Source organism: Carnobacterium sp. 1290_CSPC, assembly GCF_001053265.1.
Lineage (GTDB): Bacteria > Bacillota > Bacilli > Lactobacillales > Aerococcaceae > Aerococcus > Aerococcus urinaeequi.
On sequence record NZ_JVVG01000048.1, the window covers coordinates 116931 to 141956 of the forward strand.

The window sequence follows — 25026 nt, forward strand, 5'->3', positions numbered from 1 at the left end:
TTTATCTACTACTTAAAATCCTTTGACCTTTTTAAACTTATAAGCTGGGTGTTGGAATGTCTCGTCTGATGCAGCGACATAGGTCCCTTTTGGAATCACAACAGGTTCCTCCGGTGTTCCAGTGATCACTGCACCTGGTGCTACCTCAACTTTTTTGTCTAAAATAGCATATTTTACGCTTGCACCCTTACCAATCTTCGCACTTTGGAAAATGATAGAATCTTCTACCTTAGCATTTGGCTCCACTTCCACGTTACGGAAGATATGAGAATGTTCCACTTCACCATAAATTTGGCAACCTGTACCAATTTGTGCATTAATGACATCTGCATGGCTACCATAATAAGTTGGCGAACCATTATGTGCTTTTGTTATGATAGGTTGATCATCTTGGAATAGTTGGGTAAAGTATTCACCGTTTAGCATTTGCATGCTGACATCATAGTAAGATTTTACAGAATCTACGTTACCGACGTATCCTTCATAAAGATAACCAACTGTTTTATAGTCGTCCATGTATTCAATGATAACGTCATCTAACTCTTTGTAATAGTTATTTTCTTCGGCGCGGTCAATCATTTCAAGCAACTTGTCTGTTCGAACCAGTGCCATGTTCATATCATAATTAATAGTTGCTTGAGAAATCGGTGTAATCCCTTCTTTAGAAAGGCTCTCAACATTTTGGTCATCATCTAAATGAATGATGTATTCGTTTGGATGGTATTCAATAAGTTCACGCGGTACTTCAGCGTAAACACGAACGATATCAGCATCGCAACCATCAAATTTTTCAATCACTTCATCTAGATGGACATTGGCTACTATTTTGGCACCTGAAACAAATACATACTCTGCATTTGACCGTTCAATAAATAAGTGATGGTCATCATAGAAGGGGCCTTTACGACTCGCTGCTTCATATAAAGCACGTTTATGGTTCATTTGTGAGAAGGTAAAAATCCCACCAGTGTAATTATCAAAGTTCCAGGCCTTACCTGAACGGATATGGTCATATACAGAACGACCAGTTTCAGCCATAAATAAAGCGGCAGAACGCACACCTGCGTGCGATAAACTTGATAAATAGAAGTCTAGGATACGGTAACGACAAGCGAATGGTAAGTTGGCAATTGGTCTATTGTCTGTTAAAGGCATTAAATCAGTTGTCGATTCATTCAAATTTAAGATAGCTGTAACTCTATTTTTAACCATATTAATTACCTCCAACTACTTCTTCATAACCAATAACGGCGATATTATCAGGGGTACCAATGACTTCAGACCCATCAGAAACAACGGCATCCTCACCTAAAATCGCGTATTCAATTTTGACATTTTTACCAATACTTGATCCCTTCATAATGATTGAGTTAGCAATTATCGAATCTTTCCCAACTAATACATTTGGAGAAAGGATTGAGTTTTTAATACTGCCACGTATAATACAACCATCACAAATCATGGCATTTTCAACTACAGATTCTGTCGATAAGAATTGTGGTGTGGTTATCGTATTTCTTGAGAAAATTGGCCAACCCTTGTCGCGGATTTGTAATGGATGTTCTTGATCAAGCACTTCCATATTTGCTTCCCATAATGAGTCGATTGTACCTACGTCTTTCCAGTAACCATCGAATGAATAAGCAAACAGTTTCTCATCATTATTTAAATAAGCAGGAATAACATTTTGACCAAAGTCTTCCATGCCTTCAGGGTCTTGCGTTAAGTATTCACGTAATTTGTCCCATGTAAAAATGTAAATTCCCATTGAAGCTAAATTACTCTTTGGATTTTCTGGTTTTTCTTCAAACTCAACGATTTTTCCTTCGTCATCGGTGTTCATGATACCAAAACGAGAAGCCTCATTCATAGGTACTGGTTTAACGGCAACAGTACAATCGGCGCCATTTGCCTTATGCGCTGATAACATCGGTGCATAGTCCATTTTATAAATATGGTCTCCTGAAAGAATTAATACATATTCAGGATTTTTACTATCAATAAAAGACACATTTTGATAAATGGCATTTGCCGTACCATTAAACCATTTTTCTCCATCACTAGAAGAATAAGGTTGTAATACGAAGGCACCACCATCGCGTGTATCTAAGTCCCAAGAATCACCATTCCCAATATGGTCATTCAAAATCATCGGTTCATATTGTGTCACGACACCAACAGTTGTAATCCCAGAGTTCATACAGTTACTCAAGGTAAAATCAATAATTCGATATTTACCACCAAAAGGAACAGCTGGCTTAGCAATACTTTTTGTTAACTTTCCTAAACGAGTACCTTTACCACCGGCAAGAATCATAGCAATCATTTCATTATTTAACATAGTAGCGGAGATAAACTCCCTTCCCCCTTTTTTCATAAGGCACCCACCCAAATATGATGGGAGCATGACATTTCAACGAAAACTGTAGTAACAAACCAACCCCTTTAATGGTTTTTATTTCTTGTTGTTTCAGGCGTTAGTTTGATATTTACTGGTTCAAAGGCTATTGCTGCTAGAGATGGTAGATTGATTTCAAGTGAATATGGTTGGCCTTTATGTGGGACCGCCACTGTTTCAAAGTTTGTGGTTTGACTCACCCAATTACCACCAAATGTCTTCATCTCGCTATTTAAGACCACTTGATAAGTACCTGCATACGGTACACCGATTCGATAGTGACTACGTTCAACAGGTGCAAAATTGAAGGCACATACCAACAAGGCATCCGCTGCTTTACCATGGCGTATAAATGATAAGGTGGTTTCTTGATCATCATCAGCTTCGATAATAGTAATACCAGCTTTTTGGTTATCTTGCTCGTGAAGTGCAGGCGTCTCTTTATAAAGCTGGTTCAATTCAGCAACGTAAGATTGGAATTCAGTGTTATACTCACGATCTAGAGATGACCATTCCAACCCTTCATAGAAACGCCATTCCAAGAATTGACCAATTTCATTACCCATGAAGGATAATTTTTTACCAGGATATAGAAGTCGGTAACCTTCAAGGACACGCAAGTTTGCAAACATCTCATAGCGGTTATGATTCGGCATCTTGCCTAGTAAAGACTGCTTACCGTGTACAACTTCATCGTGAGAGAAAGGTAAAACAAAATTCTCATCATGCATGTACATGAAAGTAAAATTAATTAACTTGTAGTTAGAGCTTCTACCTAAGGCATCAATCCCGAAGAATTTCAAGGTGTCATTCATCCATCCCATATTCCATTTAAAGTTAAATCCTAGACCACCTTGGCTAGTCGGTTTCGTTACCCCGCTCCAAGCGGTAGATTCTTCAGCAATCATTAAGTAAGATGGGTCTCTGAAAAGAATTTCTGTATTGAGTTTCCGTAAAAATTCAAGCCCTTCCAGATTAACGTTATGTCCGTATTTATTCGGCACCCATGGTCCAATGTCATAATCCAAATACAACATATTTGAAACTGCATCAACTCGGATACCATCAAAATGGAAAGTTTCGAGCCAAAATACAGCACTGGAAATTAAGAATGACTGGACCTGCCTACGCCCTAAATCGAAGTTTTTAGTCCCCCAACGTACGTTTTCAGCACGATTAGGATCTTGGTATTCAAAAGTTGCTGTGCCATCATAGTTAGCTAAAGCATCATCATTTACCACAAAGTGACCTGGTACCCAGTCAACGATGACCCCAATCCCTGCCTGGTGACAGGCATCTACGAAGGACATTAATGGCCCAAAATCATGACCAAAACGACCAGCAATAGAGAAATAACCCGAAATTTGATAACCCCAAGAGGCTTCTAATGGGTGCTCCATTAAAGGCATAAATTCAATATGGGTATAGCCCATTTTTTTAACGTAAGGAATCAATTCTGCTTGTAGGTCAGCAAAAGTATAGGCCGAACCATCTTCGTGTCTATTCCAAGATGACATATGCACTTCATAAATATTTATCGGACTAGCAAACATATTGGATTGCTGTCTTTCTTTGATCCATTCTTGATCGTGCCACTCGTAAGTTGGGATGTTTTGTATCACAGAGGCGTTCTTTGGTGGCACTTCACCAGCAAAGGCAAAGGGATCTTGCTTTTCTCGTTTAACGCCATCATGATCTTCAATGACAAATTTATAAAGGTCCCATTCTTTTGCATCTTGCATAAAAATAGTCCATGCACCGGTATCAGCAACCTTATCCATTCGCAGTTCTGCCCAATCGGAAAAATCTCCTTCCAAGTAAACACACTTGGCGTTCGGTGCCCATACAGTAAACTGGTAGCCATCTTGGTCATTATTAACTTGTTTCTTAGCTCCCAGAAATTTAAACGCTTCAAAATGATTGCCAATATTAAAATAATACATTTCATCGACCAAGCTTCTATCCTGGATTGATGAGTTTGCTTCTTTTCCTTTAGACAAAATAACTTCCTCCTTACTTAATAACAAATAATATTATTTGCTATCTAAAAATTTGACCTAAAACTTTTCCTTCTACTGGCGTTTTAAATGCTAAATCTAACATGGCTAGCATTGTTGGGCCTTCATCTACCAAACGCCCACTGGCTAAAGTTTCACCAGCTCTAATCTTAGGGCCTTTTGCCATAAACATTGTCGTATACTTTTCTTTTTTGGGACTATAGCCGTGACTCGCTTTTAATAGCTTGACGCCTGGAATATGTTTATTGGTATCTTCCATTATTGGTCGTTCAATATCACTTTCAAAGTAATAACCTTCGCTTGCTTCGATTAAGGCAAAACATTCAGGGTCTGCACCTAAAGCGACCGCCTCATCGCGATTATAAAAGGTTTCGATGTATGGTTTTAAAGGTGCTAGTATTTCTTTAAGTTGTACCATTGTGAATGCATCATGATCTTTCACATAGATATAGCAAGACCCGTCCGCCGCTTTTGCATAGACTTTATAATCTTGAATTTCATTTTGTGCTTTTGTTTGAATTAATCCAGCTTCTTTAAATAGATGATTCGGTCTTATAACGACTTGGGTATCAATTTGATAGTGATCACCTAATAAGACGATATGGGCTTCTTTATAGGCAGGCGTTGTTTCAATCGCATGAAATAATTGGCCTAAATGTGCGTCCATTCGCTCAATGGCCGCCTTAGCTTCAGGTGATTTCACGCCAAAACCATGTCGTGTAGAATCAAGGTCAACAAGGTGGATTGCCATCACATCTGGTTGTTCATTTTCAATAGTATCCACTGCTACTGCAGTTACAAAGTCGTCTAATTCTGGTTGTTTAATCCCTGACCGTAAATGACCAAATTTATGATTCTTTTCAATGAGGTATTTAACTGATGATGCTAATAGGGATACCGCAACTTGAGAGTGCCATTTCCGGTTTGCGAAAATTTCTGCAATATTATAATCAATTGATTTACTTTTACCGGTAACAGGCCAAAGGATTGTTGAAACACTCAAACCATTTTCACTCGCGATATCGAATAAGGTTGGTGTTTTAATATATTTTGTGTACCAGTGCCAATCAGGAGAAATTCGGTTTGGCTGTAAGAGTGTGTTGTTTATAATGCCGTGATCCTTGGGGTATTGACCAGTCACAATTGAGGTATGACACATATAGGTTAGGGATGGGTAAACTGATTCAACTGCCTCTACTAACGCTGCTTCTTGACGGTACTTTTTGAAGTTTGGCAACGTTAAGGCATATGCTAAATCCTCCGTTCCAAAAGCATCTAAACTTACTATGACTAACTTCTTACTCGGCATTAATTAAATCCCCCTGATATTATTGCTGTACCCTTTATTATAACTTAAAAATTAATTTTAGTGAAATGAAAAAGCTTTCATTTTTAGATAAATAAAAAAAGCGAGAACAAAAAATGTCCTCGCTTTCCAAGACTAGGGTCTAAGCTGTTCACACCAGCTTTTGACCAAGTACCCACTTCCCGTGGTGATTTTCATCGTGTACTTTCTTTAACTACATGCACAGACTTACAATATGCTGTGCGTGTCGCCTCATCGCATATTGCAATTCTAACATGAAATCACTTAGAAAACAATCCTTTTTTGTCGGATAAAGCTTTAATCGTTAAAGACTTTGAATTTAGTTATTATAACCGAATCACTTCAATTTTGTAGCCATCTGGATCAGTCACAAAGAAGTATCTTGGTTTGGTATCCCCTGGTAATTGTTTAAGGTCAGTAACATCTAAACCTTTCTCGCTTTGCGATGCATGAAGCGCTTCTAAATCTTCTACAGCGATCGCAACATGACCATAGCCATTTCCTAAGTCATAAGCCTCTGAACCGTAGTTATAAGTCAACTCTAACTCATAATCATCACCTGGTAAAGATAAATAAGTCAATGTAAATTCGTGTTCTGGAAAATCTTTTTCTTCTGCAATTTCAAAACCAAATGCTTCTTTATAGAATGCTTTTGAAGCTTCTAAATCTTTCACACGATAACAAGTATGTGCCATTTTCATTGATCCCATCTCCATTTCGATTTCAATTTTTTAATGTATAGTTATATTTTATCAAAGATAGTTTAAAAGGTTAAACGATATCTCCTATTTAAGATAAAAAAATGCAAATAATTTTATATTCTATCGATTGTCTTGAAGTGACTTTTCATATATTGATATCCTTCGCGAATAAACTCTCTCAGTACCCCTTCATCAATATCAGCTAATTTATTGACATAAACACAAGAAACACCCGCCTTATACTTACCAATTCTATCTAAAAATTGTTGCGAAATTTCCTTATCAAATTTTAGGTACAGAGAAAATCGTGCTTTTTGGATTGAAAATCCAGTCATTGGCCAAACGCCTTCGATGCCAGAAGTGGTCGTATATTCGTAAATACCATAGCCTATGATCGATGGCCCCCACATAACCGGTTCTTCCCCTGTTTCTTCGGTGAAAATCTTTAATAGCTTTAACCCATCTTCTTTTTTTGTTTTCGACACATCTAATGCTTCTATATGTTCTTTGGGATCAGCTTTTGTTGGTAAAGTTTTTTGTTGATAGGTCATATTTTACTCCTTAAAAAAACACTAAAATTCTTGGTAATTGTACTGTCCTCTATAAAACTATGCTATCATGGATTGAAGTAAATCACACTTTTAAACCCGTAAATATTGAAGGGAAATTGTGATGAATAGATGAGGAGCAACGATAACTATGATATGTCCAAACTGTCAGTCGACAATTCTAGCAGATACAAAAATTTGTCCAAATTGTGACTATATTTTTACCCATCGTGAATCGGATGACGACTTACATGATACGATTGAAATTCCTGCAGCTTCATTTGCGGATACAGTATATGATGATGAAGACGACCACCATGAGGCTTACGAAGAGTACCAAACCTCTCCAATTCAAAATGCAGCTTATGCGAATGGCAATACCGACTCTTCTGATAGCAATGGTGACAATAAAGACGAGAAGAAGGCTAAAAAACCATTATTTTCTTTTGTCAAAAACAATAAAAAGACAAAAGCTACTGATAAAAGTGGTCCTAGTCGCCGTCAAAACAAACAAGATGGTAACCGTCTCACTTCTTACATAGCTTATCTCTTGTCCTATATCAAAAAACCAATACAATCACCTACCACTAACGAATTAAATAAGAATCCAAACCACGGTATTACAAGCTTATTGCTACTTGCAATATTAAATACTGTATCTATTACTTCCCTTGCCAATTACCTCGTTTCTCATTACGAATGGTTTGCGGATTTATCTGTCTTACCAAACTTGAATTTTGAATTTGTTGCTTGGCGCTTTGGTCTAAAAACATTCGTCTTTCTAATTATTTGCCTGTGGTTATTACCAGCAATTATTCACCTATTCAATCGGAATAATGAATCCGAAAAAATGAGTAATAATGTATGGCTGACCCATTTCTTCGGTATGAATAGTATCTCAGTAGTTGTCGCTATCATTTGTTTCTTAAGCTCATTACTAGCGCCATTGATTTTCATGATTATTGTGCTATTATTGACTTTAATGCAAATTGCCTTATTGATCATTACCATGACGATACATTTCTTGCAATCAGGTAATGTTAGCAAATCAAAAGCCTTCTACACTATTTTGGGTGTTTTACTACTATTCTTCTTAGCAATCATTTTCTTAGTTGGTTTAATCTATTAATTTTCACTAGACTTCATTAGAAGTCTAGGTTCGCGGCTATGGCGGAACGGCAGACGCGCTGCCTTGAGGGGGCAGTGAGAGTATTCTCGTGCAAGTTCAAATCTTGTTAGCCGCATATGTACTTTTTATGAATAAAAAAACAGCCAGACACCCTAATTTAAAAGGACTTTGGCTGTTTTTTTTGGATGAAAAACTCTACTGAATAAGATAAATATCGTCGAAAAATGTCGACTTAATTTATACAAAAAGCGGTCCAGATGTTATAGCTGAACCACTTTTCTTCTATATAACATTATAGTGTGACAACTTCATAACCAGCTGTTTCAATAGCTGCTTTAGCATTATCACCTTGGCCAGCGTGAACTTGAATTGTAATTTCAATACCATCTTCATCATTCACAAAGATATGCGATACACTTACACTCGCGTCAGCAAGGACTTTCGTAATATCTGAAAGGACTCCTACTCTATCTTCGACAACTTTTACGACGATACGGCTACCTTCATCACCTGGTGTATAACCAGATAAGTCAATTAAGGCTTTGAATATATCTTTATAAGTTACAATCCCTTGAACTTTTTTATTTTCATCAACAATTGGTAACACGCGAAGGTTATTCGTACGCATATATTCCGCTGCCTCTTCTACCATCCACTCAGTAGTGGCAGTTGCTGCTTTCTTGTCCATGAATTTTTCAACATCCGCTTGAGAAAGAATATAGTTTAATTCGTATACACTTAGACTTGTCGCATCTGAAGCAGATTTTGCATCAATAATGTCTTGTGTAATTAACCCAACAAATTGACCATTCTTTGTAACTGGCAGATTATGAATCTGGTGACTTTCCATTTTGGCCACAGCTTCTGTTACAGAAGTCTCCGGTGAAACAGTGATCACATCTTTACTCATATATTGTTTAATTTTCATGAAGAACCCTCCCTATTTATCAATATTTTTTAAGTGCTTACATATATTTTATCATTTACTTGAGTAAAGTACAGATTTTTCACCTTATTCTGGTTCAATTACTGTAACATTTTCTGTTGGTTCGCCGTTAACTACTTCTTGAATATAAGCCGGTGCAGATACGTTATGTTCTTCATCGAAGGTAATATCATAAGCGATACCTTCAAATCCTTCCGTTGCGCCAATAGCATCTTTGATGGCAGTTGGGTCTGTAGAATCGGCTTCATCAATCGCGTCCATCACCATATTTGCAGCGTCATATGCTACTGCAGAGAACATATCTGGTTGAGTACCGAATTTTTCAACATAAGCATTATAGAAGTCTTGAACTTCTTGGTCAGCATCTTCTGTATATACGAAATGGGCTACGTAATAGACATTGGTCATATTTTCAGCACCTGCTAGTTCGACAATATTTTGGTTACCCAAACCATTAGGACCAACAATCGCAATATCGATACCCATTTCTCTGGCTTGTTTAATAATTGGACCAGCTTCTTGGTAGTAACCTGCAATAAAGATTACATCAGGGTTTTGAGATTTAACATTTGTTAGGACTGAGCTGAAGTCTGTATCACCAGAAATATATGACTCGTCAATGATCACGTCACCGTCAAAGTTTTCAATGAAAATATCTGTTAGGTTTTGACCATAATCAGTCGAGTTATCTTTCAGTACAGCGGCAGTTTCATAGTCATTTTGGTTGGCAAACTCAGCGATAGCAGCACCTTGGAAAGAAATTTCAAAACTTGTCCGGTAGAAGTATTCCCAGACCTCACCCGTTTCTGAGTTAATAGTTGCATTATCTACTGTAGTCGTTGCGGATACAAATGGCACTTGGGCATTTTCAGCCACTGGTTGGGTAGCAAAAGTTAAGGCCGCTGTAGCCGGTCCAAGGACGACTGAATTGCCTTGCTCAATTAAATAAGTCATACCTGTAGCTGCTTCTTCTGGTGCACCTTGATTGTCGTATGACTGATAGCTCACTTCTTTACCGTCGATCCCGCCCTCTTCATTCCTTTGTTCAACGGCCAATTGGACAGCATTATCTTGGACCACACCATATGCCGCAGTAGCACCGGTTAGTTCCCAAAGTCCGCCAATATTTACCGTATCTGAATCGCTGGTTGACAACTCTGAAGAGGATGATGAATTTGAATTATTAGAAGTAGCAGTAGTTGCTTGTGAGCAACCAGCTACTATAATAGAAGCCGCAAAGATCGTCGTTAGCATTTTAGTAAATTTCATGTTTTTCATAAAAGATTTCTCCCATCTATTTGTAAATATTGTCTCCAACCCATACATCAACCAAAGAGCTACATCTAACAACTTAGGCAAATAAAAAACGCCGACTCATTCAAACGGGCCGGCGTCTTAGCTAAAAGCCCGTATCTCACGAGAAATAGGACTCTACAATATATGGTAGAATCCTCAGTTAGCTAATGATAATAATAAATTTTGATGTGGCAAAGCAGAAACAAATTCCGCTTGCATATTTGAATGTACAGTCATCATTGTTTCTACCTTCCTCTCTTTAAGTTAATTTAAATATAACAAATAAAACAGAATAATCAAGTGTTTTTTAATTTAATTTTAATTATTTTCTAATTTTAAGAAAGCTTATTTAATTTCAAGCATGCTTAAGCCAATTCGACCTTTTTTCTCGTCTACTTCTGATACCCAAACTTCAACAATATCACCTACAGAAACGATATCACTTGGATTGCTTACGAATTTTGTAGACATTCTCGAAATATGGACTAAACCATCTTGTTTGACACCAACATCGACAAAGGCACCAAAATCCACAACATTACGCACTGTACCTTGTAATTTCATCCCTACTTTTAAATCTTTCAATGAAAGAACATCAGATCTTAAAATTGGCGCAGCGACGTCTTCACGTGGGTCACGTCCTGGTGTCATTAGTGATTTTTGAATATCTACTAAGGTCGCTTTACCAATACCATATGTTTCAGATAAGGAATCTAAATCGAAATTGGCAATTGTTTTTCTGGCTTCTTCACTTTGTAGTTCTTCTAAAGAAATACCTAAGTCTTTCAGAATTGCCTTAACTTCCTTATAATTTTCAGGGTGTATACCTGTATTATCTAAAATGTTGTCGCCCCCCGTAATACGGATGAAACCAACTGCTTGTTCATAAGTTTTAGGTCCTAAACGCTTTACCTTACCTAATTGCTTGTGGTCAGTAAACACACCATTTTCGTTTCGGTACTCAACGATATTTTTAGCAACTGTCATCGATAAGCCGGCAACATGGCTCAATAATGAAGCAGAAGCTGTATTTAAGTTGACTCCAACCCGGTTAACCACAGTTTCAACAGTGAAATCTAAACTTTCAGCAAGTTCTTTTTGAGACACATCATGTTGGTATTGCCCTACACCAATGGCTTTAGGTTCTATTTTTACCAATTCAGCTAATGGGTCTTGCAAGCGACGCGCGATAGACACGGCTGAACGTTCTTCAACGTTATACTCAGGAAATTCTTCGCGGGCAATTTCACTAGCGGAATAAACTGAAGCGCCAGCTTCATTGACAATGCTATAAACCAAGTCTAAGTCATTGTCTTGGATTTGTTCAGCAACAAACTGTTCAGACTCACGACTTGCTGTACCGTTACCAATCGCAACCATTTCTACTTGGTAAGTCTTGATTAATTTGATAAATTTTTTGCTGGCTTCTTCTTTTTTGTTGACCGGTGCATGCGGATAAATTACGGTTTTAGCTAACACTTTCCCAGTTGCATCAACAATAGCTAACTTACAACCTGTTCTAAATGCTGGGTCTAATCCTAGAACCACACGGCCTTTCAACGGCGGTTGCATTAATAAGTTACCTAAGTTCGTTGAAAAAGTGGCAATTGCATGTGTTTCAGCTGTCTCAGTTAATTTAGAACGCAATTCTCTTTCAATAGAAGGTTTTAAGAAACGATCTAATGAATCTTGAATAGCCGCTTGGATTTCGCGCGTTGACACTGGGTGGCCTTTGATAAAACGGTGTACCAAGTGTTCAATGATTGGAAACTCATCAGCTTCAATAGAAACATTTAAAATCTTCAACTTTTCAGCCCGATTAATCGCTAATACCTGATAAGGTTTCAGGTTTTGGATATTTTGGCTAAAATCGTAATATATTTCGAAGATAGCTTTTTCATCTTCCGCATTTTTACGTTTTAGACTGGTTAATTTACCTTCTTTTAATGTATATTTACGTAACCATAGACGAATATCTGCATCTTCTGCAATCCATTCAGCCATAATTTCGTGTGCCCCATCCAAGGCCATTTTAGTGTCTTGAATTTCGTCATTAAAGAATTTTTCAGCTTCCGCTTGGACGTTACCAGTTGCTGGTGATGAAAATAACCATTTGGCAAGAGCTTCTAAACCATTCTCTTTGGCAATAGTTGCCTTTGTACGACGTTTTTGTTTGTACGGCGCATAAAGGTCTTCAACCGTTTGTAAAACTGTCGCTTGTTTAATTTTTTTAGCTAGGTCATCTGTTAATTTTCCTTGTTCTTCAATATTTGCAAGAACTGATGCCTTTCTTTCCTCTAATTGTTTCGTATATTGGTAAGCATGTTCAATTTCTCTGATTTGAACCTCGTCCAATGACTGCGTTACTTCCTTACGATAACGAGCAATAAAAGGTACGGTATTGCCCTCTTCTAGCAATTCCAATACATTTTCAATTTGCTTTTTATTAAATGGTAAGCTTTGATTAATAATTTGAATGTAAGATGACTCCATATTCAACACCTTTCTTTTTTCACGAACAATCATTATACCCCAAAAATGGTGCTTTTGCCATTCAACAAATTTAGACAGTCTTTGCGCATTTTAATTTCAGTTAATTATTGCAATTCTATCTTAAATAAAATATAATTATCTTAACTTAAACAGTTCCATGAGGGAGTAATCAGCGATTATTGTATCGTGGCGGCGCCAACATATACGGCAGATATCTGCTGGTGCCGTCTTAAAAGATGAGACTTATGGCTACTTCTCTACTTGGAGGAGTAGTCATAGGTCTTTTTTTGAAAGACAACCTCTGGATCCTGCTTTAGGAATAATAATTTAAAGGATGGAGAGATGATTAATGTCAGAAGAAAAGAACAATCTGTCTTTCTTCACTCAAGATGCTGATCAAGTCTTCACATCATTAAATTCTTCTACTGAAGGTTTATCTGATGCTGAAGCTGCCAGTCGCTTAGAGAAGAACGGACCGAACGAAATTAAAGAAGGTGAACGCAAGTCAACCTTACAAAAGTTCTTGGATCAATTTAAAGATTTAATGATTATTATCTTATTAATCGCTGCAGCACTTTCATTAATTTTAGAAGGTTCTCACGGTATGGTAGATGCAATTATTATTCTTGCGGTTGTACTAATTAATGCAATCATGGGTGTTGTTCAAGAAAATAAAGCTGAGGATGCTATTGACTCTCTTAAGAAAATGTCTTCACCTAAAGCAAACGTTCGTCGTGATGGCGAAGTTAAAGCAATCGATTCTAAAGATATCGTTGTTGGTGACATTGTAATTCTTGAAGCTGGTGACGTTGTACCTGCCGACTTACGTCTATTCAAAGCAAGTTCATTACAAATTGAAGAAGCTGCTTTAACTGGTGAATCTGTACCAGTTACTAAAGATACGGCCACTGTTGAAGGTGACGCTGGTATCGGTGACCGTTTAAATATGGGGTTCTCTTCTACTAACGTAACTTACGGACGTGGTGAAGGTGTTGTAACTGCAACAGCTATGGATACTGAAGTCGGTAACATCGCTGAGATGTTAGAAAACGCTGAAGGTAAAACAACACCATTACAAGAAAACATGAACGGGTTAACTCGTTTCCTAACTTATGCAATTGTTATTATTGCCGTTGTTATTTTCTTCCTAGGTTTATTGCGTGGATTTGACTGGATCACAATGCTATTAACTGCAATCTCAATTGCCGTTGCTGCACTTCCAGAAGGTCTACCTGCTATCTCAACTATTATCCTTGCATTAGGTACTCAAAAGATGGCCGACCGTCGTGCCTTGGTACGTAAGTTACCTGCTGTTGAAACACTTGGGGGTACTGAAGTTATCTGTTCAGATAAAACTGGTACCCTAACTCAAAACAAGATGACTATCGAAAAAGTTTACTACAATGGTGAATTACACGATGCATCTGAAGACATTGACCATAACGAACCTGTTTTCCGAGTTATGAATATGGCCAATGACTCTACAATCGCTAAAGATGGTTCATTAGCTGGTGACCCTACTGAAACTGCAATGATTCAATTCGGTTTCGACAAAGGTTACGATGTACGTGAAACAATCAAAGTTCAACCTCGTGTTGGTGAAGTACCATTCGATTCAGATCGTAAAATGTCTACTACTGTTCACGAAACTTTAGGTGAAGAGCAATCACACGGTAAATACGTTTCAATGACCAAAGGTGCGCCAGACGTTATTATTGAAAAATGTACACACTACGTGAACAACGGCGAAATCTTACCATTAGATGAAGCTGCTCGTAAGGAATTATTAAATGCTAACCACGGTATGGCTATCCAAGCATTACGTGTATTAGGTATGTCTTATCGTTACATTGATGAATTGCCTGGTGAGTTCAACACAGAAACTTTAGAGCATGATTTAATCTTCGCTGGTATGGTTGGTGAAATTGACCCTGAGCGTCCAGAAGCTAAAGCCTCTATCGCTACTGCAAAACAAGCGGGTATCCGTACTGTTATGATTACTGGTGACCACAAAGATACTGCCGCAGCTATCGCAGCTCGTTTAGGTATCATTGAAGAAGGTCAAGAAGAAGCAGTTACAACTGGTGCACACTTAAATGAAATAACTGATGAAGAATTAGCAGCAAATGTTGAACAATATTCAGTTTACGCACGTGTATCTCCAGAACATAAAGTTCGCATCGTATCTGCATGGCAATCACACGATAAAGTTGTTGCGATGACTGGTGACGGTGTTAATGACGCGCCTTCATTGAAACAAGCTGATATCGGTATTGGTATGGGTATCACCGGTACAGAAGTTTCTAAAGGTGCTTCTGACATGGTACTTGCTGATGACAACTTTGCGACAATCATCACTGCCATCGAAGAAGGACGTAAAGTATTCTCAAATATCCAAAAAGCAGTTCAATTCTTACTATCTGCTAACTTGGGTGAGGTTATGACTTTATTCGTTGCAACAATGCTTGGTTGGACAATCTTAGAACCTATCCATATCTTATGGATCAACTTAGTAACTGATACATTCCCTGCAATTGCTTTAGGTCTTGAGGCAGCGGAATCTGATGTAATGGAACACAAACCTCGTGGACGTTCTGGTAACTTATTATCAAATGGTGTATTACCATCAATTATTTATCAAGGTATCTATGAAGGTGCTGTAACATTATTTGTATTCTGGTACGGTCGTTACCAAATGGGTGTGCCATTGGAAGATGCAGAAGCTATGGCCTTCTTAACATTAGCATTTATCCAATTGTTCCACGCTTACAACTCTAAGTCAGTATTCAAGTCACTATTCGCTTCAAATCCATTCGACAACAAGTGGTTAAACATCGCAGTATTAGCTTCAACAGTATTGATGTTAATTACTGTATTCGTACCTGGTCTAAACGACGCCTTCGGTACTGTTCACTTGTTAGGTGACCCAATGGCTATGGAAATGTGGACTGTAATTCTATTAGGTGCTGCTTCTGTAGTACTTTACGTAGAAATCGGTAAATTTATTATCCGTGCTACTGGTTGGGATGAAAAATTTGATGCGGGGTCAGAATTAAACAAATAACAATTTTATCTATTTGCTTTTTAAGCTACAAAGGGCTGTGACACTTCCGTCATAGCCCTTTTACATTTTGTCATATGAGATCTGTTTTTCCTGAGTTTATCTCATTATATACCTTTGCAATTTTTGCTTGTTTACCTACCAGATTCTTGCTAAGATTAAATAAAAATAAAATATATTATACTATTAAAGGTGGTTTTAGATGCGCAATACAATCAATAATCAACTACAACGATTTTTATTTCTATTCTTTGGTGAAACTGAAATTAAACCCTTATTCTTCTATACAGTAGCTAGCATTTTTATATTATTTGGATTAATTATGCAATCACCTAGCACTTTAATATCTGGTTATTGGACAATTCTCTTGTCTCCTAGTAATTTAATTACGGATTATTTTGAAGTTGGTGGAATAGGTGCAACTTTTTTTAACGTAGGAACTTTAACTTTAGCCAATACTTTTTTTATACATCGTAACGCCCCTAAAATTACTGGTCCACTTTTAGCTGCAATATTGACAGTTATGGGCTTTTCCTTCTTCGGGAAAAACTTATATAATTCGATACCATTTCTAATTGGTACCTTCCTTTATAGCAAATATTCGGATACGCCGATTGCCAACTTACTTTTAGGTGCTCTTTTTTCATCTGCCTTAAGCCCTGTGGTTTCATTAATCACTTTCGGCCAAGGCTTACCTATTTATGTGGGGATGCCTATTGGGATTTTATCTGGAGTGGCGATTGGATTTGTCATCCATCCTGTTTCAGCGTCCTTCTTACGGTTCCATCAGGGGTTCAACTTGTACAATATCGGCTTTACCGCTGGGGTTATTGGGCTGATTATTACGTCCATCATGCGGGTGTTTGAACTTCCAGTGACTTATGATATCCAACCCAAGCAATTTTCTAGTCCTATTGTTACCTGGTTTTTCATCATTTTCTCACTTATCCTATTTTTAGCTGGATTCGTTCTGAATGATTACTCATTTAAAGGCTTCACGAAAATACGACGGTCCTCTGGGCAACTAATTTCGGATTTTGTGATTGAATTTAGTACCTCGATTACCCTGATGAATATGGGGATTCTTGGCGGGATTACCATTGCCTATGTCCACGTTGTCGGCGGTCAGTTGGAGGGGGCTGTTATAGGTGGCGTGTTGACTGTTATGGGCTTTGCAGCTTTTGGTAAGCACCCTTTCAATGTAATACCGATTATGACGGGGATTTACTTGATGCAAATTGCCATGCATATCGACAATCCGAATTCTACGAGCGCATTACTTGCAGCCCTATTCGGTACCACCCTAGCGCCAATTGCCGGACATTACGGTTGGGGCGCGGGCTTAATTGCTGGTGCCCTACACGCTGCTGTTGTCAATAATACGGGTCATGCCCATGCCGGGTTAAACCTTTATAATAATGGCTTTTCTGGCGGGTTTGTCGCTGCCTTTTTAATCCCTATTCTAGATGTCATTAAGGAGAGAATTGAAGAACATGAGAGAATACGCAAAAGTTAACCGAATAGTGTCGGAATTCATGAACCTGTTTGATGAATATAATATTAACAAATATCAGATGGATCTATGTATCGCGACAGATAAACAATCCACTTCAGTGATTAAGTTCGATGGCAAAAAAGCTGACCTACCCCAATCATTCATCGACCAGCTAGATGATTTGAATGCGAGAAGACAGCCTGAAATTGAATATTATTACGAAGACTTACTAGGTATTCGAAACGATACTTTTAATACAGAAATCTTAGCGGCAGCCATCGACTACGTTACCTTTGACGTAACTGAGACCGGCTTTCTAATCTATATAGAGCGCGTATATCACTAAAAAATTAAATCAAGGAAAATGAATATATTTGCATCTATATTTATTTACATCCATACGAAAAGCGTCCATTAGGATTTTTGATCCCCGATGGACGCTTTTTTTGTATGCTATTAAATTTAGCGCATGGTGACGAATTCTTCAGCACCTGTAGGATGGATGGCAATTGTTTGGTCGAATTGTTTCTTGGTTAATCCTAAACGAACACCAACCGCAAAACCTTGCATCATTTCTTCTACGGCATAGCCAATCCCATGAACACCTACAACCACTTCATCGTCTCCTTGGGTAATCAATTTCAACCGGGCTGGTTGGCGGTTTTCTGAAACTGCTGAATACATTGGCGTGAAGTTTGAAGTATACACTTTCACCTTGTCAGCACCAAATTTTTCTTTAGCTGCCTCTTCTGAATAGCCAATAGATCCGATTGCTGGATGGGTAAAGATGACAGTTGGTACTGTGTCATAGTCTAACAAGTACGGGTCAGCACCATTAAAAATGGTATCCGATAAGGTTCTACCCGCCATAATCGCTACCGGTGTTAATTCAACTTTACCGATAACGTCACCAAAGGCATATAAGCCTTCCACATTGGTATTATGGTAGTCATCCACTTTGATGTGGCCTGATTTTGTTAATTCAACATCTGTATTTTCCAAACCGATATTATCTGTGTTTGGTGTACGTCCGATGGCATAAATCACTTTTTCAGCGTCAGCATGTTGGCCATTTTTAAAGTTTACACGAAGTGAACCATCAGCTAATTGTTCAATGGATTCAGGATCGCTTTCAGTCAGCAATTCAATGCCCGTTTTCTTCATTTCATCAACTAAGACTTCGATAATTGCTTGATCGTATCCTCTTAAAGGACGGTCATGTCGAACAGCTTGGCTTGTTTTGACACCTAGGCCATTTAATACGCCCGCAAATTCGGTTGCCACATAACCTGCACCGATGATTAAGACGCTTTCTGGTAAAGTTTCCCATTCGAAAAAGTCGTCAGAAGTATCTACTAAATCAATACCCGGTAGGTCAATTAAACGTGGACGGCCACCTGGAACGATGGCGATATGTGGCGCTGTATATTGAACGCCGTCAACCTCTACTGTGTGGTTGTCGATAAATTTCGCTTCACCCGCTAAATAATGGGTCCCACGAGATTTAAAACCAGATGCATAACCACCGTGAATGCGGTCAATATAAGCATCTCTATTGGCTTTTAATACAGGGTAGTCAACTGGACCTTCTTCAGTGAAGTTTAGGCCATATGCAGAACCGTACTCGTTGATCTGATCTCTGAGCATCGTGCCATGCCAAGAAATCTTCTTAGGTACACAACCTCTATTTACACAGGTACCACCAACATCTCTTTTCTCGATAATTAAAGCTTTAGCTCCATATTCAGCGGCACGGTTTGCTGATGCGATACCAGCACTCCCACCGCCGATACTTATATAATCATATCTTTCCATTCATCCCACTCTTTTCCAAAAATTTGTTTTTTCTTACGTTCTTCAGCTTCTTTAGCTTGTCGTTTTAAAAAGATTTGTCTCGCTTGATTGGTTTCAATCGCAATATCTTTCGTAAAATCGTCCACTTCATTTATTATTTCGTCAGTAGACGGCTCTATTGTCGTTGCTTGGATCGGCTCTAAATACACATAGGCATTCGTTTGTTTAGCTGGAATGACCGCATTGTATTTACCGTGATTGTCGTAAACTTTAAAATATAAATCATTTTGCTCGTCATAAGCGTAAGCATAGGCAATTAGCCAATGGTTTTTATAGGCGGAACCTAAATATTTTAAGGTACCAACGATGACTGGTGCTTGGTATTGATCAATTAACTTAGGCACTTCAATATCCGGTAATAAGCCTGATTTCGCACTGTAATTTTCGAAATTGAATACCGAATTTAAGCCTGTTTCCACATTCCAATAAAAAGTCCCATTATGTAGGTGGTAGTCGTCGACAACTTTTTTAAAGGCATTAATTAGGTCCTGTTTAGCCATCCAATGGTTGGTGTCCCTAAGCACTGTAAAGTGTGTTAATACCGCAGCACAATAGGTGCCACAGATACCAGGACTACCTTTGTTTATCCAAGACTTGTAAGGTTTAAAGGCCTTTTCATCAAGTCCGGTCCAAATGAGTTTTTCCATATCCGTCCCTCCAATCAATATAACTTATTATATCATTATTCAACCTATCTTTTAATTATAGTGCTTATAGAATAGGAATTTACTCCTTGCCCGCACCACAAATTAAAGGTCTTAAAAATCTGATAATATTGCGACCTATCCGTGTTTTTCCCGTGAATTGTTGCTATAATGATAATTATGATTACATTAGGGAGGTGTACTTTTGGTGAGTAAACCAGAAGCTCAACTAACCTGGCCAGTTCAATCATTACTGATCTCGATATTATTTATCAGTAACCTATTTCCATTTTATATGACCTTAGTCACTTTCGCTGTCATATTTATATTCTTATTCATGTTAGGCCTACTTGGCCCGCGCTACATTAAGCGAGAAGTGGCAACCTCAATATGGATATTTATCGCGTATTCAGCAGTGATTTCATTTATCTTTCAAAACTGGGCAGGATTAGGGATTTCGATTGCCTTTATACCAATCGCTATCTATTTTAACTATTACCAGCAAGTCATTCGACCCTATTACGTTGAAGAATTGTTGAACATTGCCTTAATTGGCTCATTTATCATCTTTATATTCGCAACCTTTGAATATTTAAATTGGGTACCAGAATGGGATTACAGTTTCATATCCCCAGAGATTAACCGCATCCACAACGGTCGGGCGGAAGCAACATTTGCCAACCCCAATTACTATGCCATGATGCTAGAATTCTTCTTCTTCATCGGCCTCTACAAAATGATGCGGACGACCAAATACCGGAAGAAATTCGTTTTCCTATTTATATCCTTATGCAACCTATTCGCGATCACCTATACCGGGACCCGTACCTCACTACTCGTGGTGATTGGGACACTCTTTGTATTCTATTTCGTATTAGGTTATAAAAAGATAGCAGTTGGGACATTTCTAACTGCCACGATTGGCACACTGATCGCTATCAAATTGGGTTTCCTTCCAAGATTTGAGGACTTAGGATTTGCTTTTGAAGACCGGTTTGTCATCTGGGAAATCGGCTTGAAAGGCTTAAGAGATAACTTTTGGTTTGGACAAGGGCCTTTGACTTATCTCAATGTCTGGCAAGACTATGGGGACAAATACACTCAACATGCCCATAATATTGTTCTAGACACCCTTCTTTCCTACGGTGCCGTTGGGACAGGTATATTGTTACCTTCGCTGATTTCATTAGGCAAGAAGATTCATCAAATGCGGCAATATCCGATTTTACGTCGACGTTTAGCCTTGATTTGTAGTTTCTGCAGTATCGTTATCCTGCACGGTATGTTTGATTTGACCATTTTCTGGTTACAAACAGCCTTCTTATTCTTGTTCGTTGTACTGTCTATCCATAACATGTACCACGAAGTTGAAACCAACCCAGAATTACAAGGCGAAGATAAAGACTATTCTAGAGACTAATTAACACATTTGAAAAACAATAAATGCTAAAACGGCGGTTGAGATGGCTTAGTCTCAACCGCCGTTTTGCTAACAATTTTTATTTAATTATTTAATGTCTCTATCTGCTTGGAAAGTCACTTCTGCAGGTAAGATTAAGTTTAATACGATACCAACGATGGCTGATAAGGCAGTTCCTGAGAAGGTTAAGTAACCAAGGTCTAAGACCGCGCCACCTAAACCAATAACCAACATTGCTGACGCAATAATTAAGTTCCGTACTTGGTTGAAGTCGATTTGCTCTTCAATCATGACTTTCAAACCGTTACTTGCGATAATCCCGTAAAGTAAGATAGACATCCCACCGACTACAGCGTTTGGAATCGTTGAAATCAAGGCAGTAAATTTACCAAGGAAGGCTAAGATAATAGCGATAATAGCGGCGTTTCGGATAACTGATACAGAAGCCACACGCGTTAAACCAATCACCCCAGTGTTTTCACCATATGTCGTATTCGCTGGTCCACCGATGAAGGCTGACACTGCAGTGGCTACCCCATCACCGATTAAGGTTCTGCTTAGACCTGGATCTTTTAGGAAGTTACGGCCAACAATTTTACCTAATACTGTATGGTCACCAATATGTTCTGAAATAGTTACCAAGACAATAGGTACGATCGCCCATGTTTCAGGACCAAAGTATAAATTATATGATTCAAACAGAGATGTCTCAAATGGTAGGTATAAAGCAGGCAACTCAAACCATTGCGCTTCTATAACTGGTGTAAAATCTACAATCCCCAATAGGACCGCTACAATATAACCACCAATAATCCCTACTAAGAACGGAATAATTTTGAAAAAGCCTTTCGCTCTAGTTTGAACTAGGGCTGTGATCAAGAAGGTCGCAACAGCTACGACGATGTTACGTACATCTCCATCTTCTGCGAAACCTGCATTGGCTACCGCACTTGATGATAAACCTAAACCAATTACCATGATCATAGGTCCAATAACGATTGGCGGTAATAATTTATCAATCCAGTTAGTACCTGCGAAATGAATCGCAATCGCTACAAGAACGTAGACTATACCAGAAATGATGACACCAGTTTGGGCTGCTGAAACATCTCCGCCCATTTGTTGAATTGCAATTTGCATCGCTGTAATATAAGCAAATGATGACCCTAAGTAAACGGGTACTTTCGCTTTAGTTGCAACTTGATAAATTAAAGTCCCAATCCCACTCGCAAAAAGAGCAACAGATACAGGCATCCCTAAAAGAATTGGCACCAATACTGTTGCTCCAAACATTGCAAATATATGTTGAAAACTCAATAATAAACCTTTCGCGAACAACGGTTTTTCCTCTACATCTAATAAAAGTGGTTTCGCTTTAATTGCCATAAATCACATCTCCCTCAAATTTGTTTTACTCTATTTTTCCCCAAAAAAATAAGGCCATTCGCAAATTGACCTAAGAACACAATTGATATTATGTGGTCACACATCGGGTCCCGCCCTCAATGCTTCACAGGATTTTATGCTTTCATTATTATAAGGGTTTGATATTTAAAGTCAAGACACTTGTATAGAATTTTTAAAGGTAGATGAGAATTCTTGGAAGAATATGAGTTAAAAGTCAATAAAAAGGAGAAAGGCAGTGACTACCTTTCTCCTATGAAAACATATTTTGTTTTAAATCGGTTTTAACAACCTCGCGTCCAAAAAATTACATTTGGCTTGGTGCTTGTACGCCAAGGATAGCTAAACCAGATTCTAACACTTGTGTTAAGGCATATACTAATGCTAAACGCGATTGTAATTGATCATCTTCAGTTAGGATACGTGTATGTGCATAGTATTTGTTGAATTGTTGAGATAAGGCTAATAAGTATTTAGCCACAACAGATGGTTCGTATTTTTCATATGCACTAGCTACGATATCTGGGTAACGGTTCAATTCTTTCAATACTTGGAAAGCTTCATCGCTATCTAGGTTGAAGTTTGTCATTTCGCTGATCTTAGCTGGCTCAAAGTTTCCTTTGCGCAAGATTGAGTGGGCACGCGCATTGGCATATTGTACATATGGGCCAGTCTCCCCTTCAAATTGCACAACTTCTTCTAAGTTGAAGTCGAAGCTATTTAAGCGGTCATTTTTCAAGTCATGGAAAATAACAGCACCAACACCAACTTGGTGGGCAACTTCTTCTTTATTTTCTAAGTCAGGGTTTTTCTCGTTAATTTGTTTGAAGGCCAAGTCAATGGCATCGTTTAATACGTCTTCTAACAATACAACATTCCCTTTACGAGTAGACAATTTCTTACCGTCTTGGGTGATTAAACCAAATGGAATGTGATTAATGTCTGCAGCCCAGTCATAACCCATTAACTCTAACACAGCTTTTAATTGCTTGAAGTGGTTACTTTGTTCGTTACCAACCACGTAAAGTGATTGGTCGAAGTTGTAAGTTTCTTTACGGTATAAAGCTGTTGCTAGATCACGTGTGATATATAAAGTCGCCCCATCAGATTTTTTTATTAAAGCCGGATTTAAGTTATAAGCCTCTAAATCAACGATTGTTGCACCGCGGTCTACCTTTAATAAGCCTTTGTCATTTAATTCATCGATAACAGCTGGCATTTTATCTGAGTAGAATGCTTCCCCGTTGTAAGAATCAAATTCGATGCCAAGGATATCATAGATGCGTTGGAATTCTTTTAATGATTCGTCTTTAAACCATTTCCATAATGCATAGGCTTCTGGATCGCCATCTTCTAGTTTTTTAAACCATAGGCGCCCTTCATCTTCAAGACTTTCATCATTTTCTGCTTCTTCATGGAATTGTACATAGTATTTCAACAATTCTTGAATTGGGTTTTCACGAACAGCTTCTTCAGAGCCCCATTTTTTGTAACCGACAATCAACTTACCGAATTGCGTTCCCCAGTCACCCAAGTGATTGATACGTACTGGATTGAACCCAACTTTTGTTGTGATGTTGGCAATAGCATTCCCGATAACAGTTGAACGTAAGTGTCCCATTGACATTGGTTTCGCAATGTTTGGACTAGACATATCGATGGTGATATTTTCACCGTGTCCAATGGCTAATTCACCAAAGTGGTTACCTGCTTCATAAATCTCAGTTAGGATCGCTTGCGTCACCAATGTTTGATTTAAGAAGAAGTTGATGTATGGGCCAACTGCTTCAACACGGTCTACAATTTCTCCCTCAATTTTTGGTGCAATTTCCTGTGCAATGGCTTGAGGCGCTTTGCGCAATTCCTTAGCAAAAATAAAACATGGGAAGGCGATATCCCCGTGTCCTTCATGTTTTGGTACTTCTAATAGATTTTGAATTTGTTCCAAAGTCAATTCAGTTTCAATGCTCGATTTAATGACTTGGGCAACTTGATTTTTTAAGTCCATTAAGTGTTCTCCTCTCGAAAAATAAGACAAATCATCAACTTAGTCAGATGCCAACTTGCCTCTTATTTTGATTTATATATTGAAGGCCGATTCATGAATTTATATGTCCCTTGCTAGTTTACTTGGTTATTCTAAACCACCTATCAAACACATTAAAATCCTTCTGGTAAGAACCGGGCACTTTGTAAAAAAACTGCTTTACAATTAGTCAATTGTATCACTTTTTCCCCAAATATAAAAGGCTCTACATGCATAAAGCTTCTTATTCATCGCTATCATTCTAT

18 protein-coding genes and 1 tRNA gene are annotated in these 25026 nt (G+C 38.2%); 6 read left to right on the forward strand and 13 right to left on the reverse strand.

Annotated elements, in window-relative coordinates; genetic code table 11:
- Nucleotides 1-12: 12 nt before the first annotated feature.
- From glgD to AC973_RS03775, 6 genes are all read right to left on the reverse strand, one after another.
- Nucleotides 13-1212, reverse strand: a complete 1200-nt coding sequence (glgD, locus tag AC973_RS03750; RefSeq protein ID WP_048727482.1) for a glucose-1-phosphate adenylyltransferase subunit GlgD — start codon at nucleotides 1210-1212, stop codon at nucleotides 13-15.
- A 1-nt stretch (nucleotide 1213) separates the two neighbouring features.
- Nucleotides 1214-2377, reverse strand: a complete 1164-nt coding sequence (locus AC973_RS03755) for a glucose-1-phosphate adenylyltransferase (protein WP_270371694.1) — start codon at nucleotides 2375-2377, stop codon at nucleotides 1214-1216.
- Nucleotides 2378-2445: 68 nt separating this feature from the next.
- Nucleotides 2446-4341: a 1,4-alpha-glucan branching protein GlgB gene (glgB, locus tag AC973_RS03760; RefSeq protein ID WP_048727579.1), complete on the reverse strand. Its 1896-nt coding sequence runs from the start codon at nucleotides 4339-4341 to the stop codon at nucleotides 2446-2448.
- Nucleotides 4342-4438: 97 nt separating this feature from the next.
- Nucleotides 4439-5725 (reverse strand): alkaline phosphatase family protein, encoded by a 1287-nt coding sequence (locus tag AC973_RS03765; RefSeq protein ID WP_048727485.1) that lies wholly within the window; start codon nucleotides 5723-5725, stop codon nucleotides 4439-4441.
- A gap of 344 nt (nucleotides 5726-6069) precedes the next feature.
- A complete protein-coding gene (locus AC973_RS03770; RefSeq protein ID WP_016897050.1) occupies nucleotides 6070-6444 on the reverse strand; it encodes a VOC family protein in 375 nt (124 codons plus the stop codon).
- A 113-nt stretch (nucleotides 6445-6557) separates the two neighbouring features.
- Nucleotides 6558-6995, reverse strand: coding sequence for a DUF1801 domain-containing protein (locus AC973_RS03775; protein WP_048727487.1), 438 nt, complete (start codon nucleotides 6993-6995; stop codon nucleotides 6558-6560).
- A gap of 148 nt (nucleotides 6996-7143) precedes the next feature.
- On the opposite strand from AC973_RS03775, the gene AC973_RS03780 reads away from it, so the two are divergent.
- Together AC973_RS03780 and AC973_RS03785 are read left to right on the forward strand one after the other, a co-directional pair.
- Nucleotides 7144-8121: a YIP1 family protein gene (locus tag AC973_RS03780; RefSeq protein ID WP_048727489.1), complete on the forward strand. Its 978-nt coding sequence runs from the start codon at nucleotides 7144-7146 to the stop codon at nucleotides 8119-8121.
- Between the two features lie 32 nt (nucleotides 8122-8153).
- A tRNA-Leu gene (locus AC973_RS03785) sits at nucleotides 8154-8236 on the forward strand.
- Between the two features lie 177 nt (nucleotides 8237-8413).
- Here AC973_RS03785 and AC973_RS03790 read toward each other — a convergent pair.
- The 3 genes from AC973_RS03790 to AC973_RS03800 all read right to left on the reverse strand — a co-directional run bounded on the left by AC973_RS03790 (nucleotide 8414) and on the right by AC973_RS03800 (nucleotide 12856).
- Complete coding sequence (locus AC973_RS03790; protein WP_016897047.1) at nucleotides 8414-9049, reverse strand: CBS domain-containing protein; 636 nt, start codon at nucleotides 9047-9049, stop codon at nucleotides 8414-8416.
- Nucleotides 9050-9133: 84 nt separating this feature from the next.
- Nucleotides 9134-10345 (reverse strand): ABC transporter substrate-binding protein, encoded by a 1212-nt coding sequence (locus tag AC973_RS03795; protein ID WP_048727491.1) that lies wholly within the window; start codon nucleotides 10343-10345, stop codon nucleotides 9134-9136.
- A 363-nt stretch (nucleotides 10346-10708) separates the two neighbouring features.
- Entirely contained in the window at nucleotides 10709-12856 is a 2148-nt protein-coding gene (locus AC973_RS03800; RefSeq protein WP_048727493.1) for a Tex family protein, read from the reverse strand.
- Nucleotides 12857-13205: 349 nt separating this feature from the next.
- Here AC973_RS03800 and AC973_RS03805 point away from each other — a divergent pair, with 349 nt between their 5' ends.
- From AC973_RS03805 to AC973_RS03815, 3 genes are all read left to right on the forward strand, one after another.
- The gene (locus tag AC973_RS03805) at nucleotides 13206-15920 is read left to right on the forward strand and encodes a cation-translocating P-type ATPase (protein WP_048727495.1); all 2715 of its coding nucleotides are present in this window, start codon (nucleotides 13206-13208) and stop codon (nucleotides 15918-15920) included.
- Between the two features lie 199 nt (nucleotides 15921-16119).
- A complete protein-coding gene (locus AC973_RS03810) occupies nucleotides 16120-17433 on the forward strand; it encodes a DUF1576 domain-containing protein (protein ID WP_048727497.1) in 1314 nt (437 codons plus the stop codon).
- Complete coding sequence (locus AC973_RS03815) at nucleotides 17411-17758, forward strand: hypothetical protein (protein ID WP_016897042.1); 348 nt, start codon at nucleotides 17411-17413, stop codon at nucleotides 17756-17758. The genes AC973_RS03810 and AC973_RS03815 overlap by 23 nt, the downstream gene beginning before the upstream one ends.
- A gap of 116 nt (nucleotides 17759-17874) precedes the next feature.
- Here AC973_RS03815 and gorA read toward each other — a convergent pair whose 3' ends face one another.
- Together gorA and AC973_RS03825 are read right to left on the reverse strand one after the other, a co-directional pair.
- On the reverse strand, nucleotides 17875-19227 hold the full coding sequence (gorA, locus tag AC973_RS03820) for a glutathione-disulfide reductase (protein WP_048727499.1): 1353 nt from the start codon (nucleotides 19225-19227) through the stop codon (nucleotides 17875-17877).
- A complete protein-coding gene (locus AC973_RS03825) occupies nucleotides 19206-19913 on the reverse strand; it encodes a hypothetical protein (RefSeq protein WP_048727501.1) in 708 nt (235 codons plus the stop codon). Before AC973_RS03825 ends, gorA begins: the two co-directional genes overlap by 22 nt.
- Nucleotides 19914-20118: 205 nt before the next feature.
- On the opposite strand from AC973_RS03825, the gene AC973_RS03830 reads away from it, so the two are divergent.
- Nucleotides 20119-21330: an O-antigen ligase family protein gene (locus tag AC973_RS03830; RefSeq protein WP_225968926.1), complete on the forward strand. Its 1212-nt coding sequence runs from the start codon at nucleotides 20119-20121 to the stop codon at nucleotides 21328-21330.
- 87 nt (nucleotides 21331-21417) lie between these two features.
- On the opposite strand, the gene AC973_RS03835 is transcribed toward AC973_RS03830, so the two are convergent.
- Together AC973_RS03835 and argS are read right to left on the reverse strand one after the other, a co-directional pair.
- Nucleotides 21418-22716, reverse strand: coding sequence for a uracil-xanthine permease family protein (locus tag AC973_RS03835; protein ID WP_048727503.1), 1299 nt, complete (start codon nucleotides 22714-22716; stop codon nucleotides 21418-21420).
- A 325-nt stretch (nucleotides 22717-23041) separates the two neighbouring features.
- Nucleotides 23042-24742, reverse strand: coding sequence for an arginine--tRNA ligase (gene argS / locus AC973_RS03840; protein ID WP_048727505.1), 1701 nt, complete (start codon nucleotides 24740-24742; stop codon nucleotides 23042-23044).
- Nucleotides 24743-25026 lie beyond the last annotated feature (284 nt).

Excerpts from the sequence above, each read along its gene's own strand:
- AC973_RS03775 (WP_048727487.1), bottom strand. The coding sequence starts at position 6,995 with ATGACCTATCAACAAAAAACTTTACCAACAAAAGCTGATCCCAAAGAA.
- AC973_RS03795 (WP_048727491.1), bottom strand. The coding sequence starts at position 10,345 with ATGAAAAACATGAAATTTACTAAAATGCTAACGACGATCTTTGCGGCT.
- AC973_RS03805 (WP_048727495.1), top strand. The coding sequence starts at position 13,206 with ATGTCAGAAGAAAAGAACAATCTGTCTTTCTTCACTCAAGATGCTGAT.
- AC973_RS03835 (WP_048727503.1), bottom strand. The coding sequence starts at position 22,716 with ATGGCAATTAAAGCGAAACCACTTTTATTAGATGTAGAGGAAAAACCG.
- AC973_RS03780 (WP_048727489.1), top strand. The coding sequence starts at position 7,144 with ATGATATGTCCAAACTGTCAGTCGACAATTCTAGCAGATACAAAAATT.
- gorA (WP_048727499.1), bottom strand. The coding sequence starts at position 19,227 with ATGGAAAGATATGATTATATAAGTATCGGCGGTGGGAGTGCTGGTATC.
- argS (WP_048727505.1), bottom strand. The coding sequence starts at position 24,742 with ATGGACTTAAAAAATCAAGTTGCCCAAGTCATTAAATCGAGCATTGAA.
- AC973_RS03765 (WP_048727485.1), bottom strand. The coding sequence starts at position 5,725 with ATGCCGAGTAAGAAGTTAGTCATAGTAAGTTTAGATGCTTTTGGAACG.
- AC973_RS03825 (WP_048727501.1), bottom strand. The coding sequence starts at position 19,913 with ATGGAAAAACTCATTTGGACCGGACTTGATGAAAAGGCCTTTAAACCT.
- AC973_RS03800 (WP_048727493.1), bottom strand. The coding sequence starts at position 12,856 with ATGGAGTCATCTTACATTCAAATTATTAATCAAAGCTTACCATTTAAT.
- AC973_RS03810 (WP_048727497.1), top strand. The coding sequence starts at position 16,120 with ATGCGCAATACAATCAATAATCAACTACAACGATTTTTATTTCTATTC.
- glgB (WP_048727579.1), bottom strand. The coding sequence starts at position 4,341 with ATGTATTATTTTAATATTGGCAATCATTTTGAAGCGTTTAAATTTCTG.
- AC973_RS03755 (WP_270371694.1), bottom strand. The coding sequence starts at position 2,377 with ATGAAAAAAGGGGGAAGGGAGTTTATCTCCGCTACTATGTTAAATAAT.
- AC973_RS03770 (WP_016897050.1), bottom strand. The coding sequence starts at position 6,444 with ATGAAAATGGCACATACTTGTTATCGTGTGAAAGATTTAGAAGCTTCA.
- AC973_RS03790 (WP_016897047.1), bottom strand. The coding sequence starts at position 9,049 with ATGAAAATTAAACAATATATGAGTAAAGATGTGATCACTGTTTCACCG.
- AC973_RS03815 (WP_016897042.1), top strand. The coding sequence starts at position 17,411 with ATGAGAGAATACGCAAAAGTTAACCGAATAGTGTCGGAATTCATGAAC.
- glgD (WP_048727482.1), bottom strand. The coding sequence starts at position 1,212 with ATGGTTAAAAATAGAGTTACAGCTATCTTAAATTTGAATGAATCGACA.